Annotated in this window: 1 protein-coding gene; it reads left to right on the top strand. The window is 49.2% G+C overall.

Annotated features, from left to right (window positions below; genetic code table 11):
• Positions 1-77: 77 nt before the first annotated feature.
• Positions 78-701, top strand: a 624-nt coding sequence (locus tag A0U42_RS10550) for a transposase (RefSeq protein WP_176698866.1), incomplete at its 3' end; no start/stop codon positions are given.

Raw genomic sequence — 701 nt, 5'->3', positions numbered from 1 at the left:
AAAATAAATAAAGACATGAATCTCCCCATTTGTTAAAATTAAGTCGCCAAACAAAACTCACAAAGGAGACGAGATTCATGTCTGACAATATTATACAATTAAATGAGCAAGTAATCAAAACCGAGTTAAAGGACCTGGTGAAGCAGAGTGTCGAAGAGACGCTCAACAGCCTGTTGGATCAGGAAGCTGAGGAACTTACCCATGCTGAGAAGTATGAGCGTACGAATGCCCGCAAGGGATACCGTTCCGGGCATTACACACGTAACCTCCAGACAACCTCCGGCACTATCTCTCTAAAAGTGCCGAAGCTGAAGGGCATTCCTTTCGAAACGGCTATTATTGAACGCTACAGACGCCGCGAGAGCAGCGTCGAGGAAGCGCTCATCGAGATGTACTTGGCTGGCGTTTCCGTACGTCGTGTCGAAGATATCACAGAAGCCCTCTGGGGATCCAAAGTGTCGCCGGGTACCATCAGCAACCTTAACAAGAAGGCGTATGGCAACATCGAAGCTTGGCGAAACCGGCCTCTTCCGAGCGAGCAATATCCGTACGTCTTTATCGACGGCATCTACCTCAAGCGCAGCTGGGGCGGTGAGTTCGAGAACGTAGCTATTCTTGTCGCTATTGCAGTCAACCAGGACGGCTATCGTGAAGTCATCGGTGCAGCCGAAGGCATGAAGGAGGACAAAGAAAGCTGGAAA

This window comes from Megasphaera sp. DISK 18, assembly GCF_001682955.1.
Classification (GTDB): Bacteria; Bacillota; Negativicutes; order Veillonellales; family Megasphaeraceae; genus Megasphaera; species Megasphaera massiliensis.
Note: the sequence above shows the minus strand (reverse complement) of the source record. Positions and strands in the feature narration are given on the sequence as shown.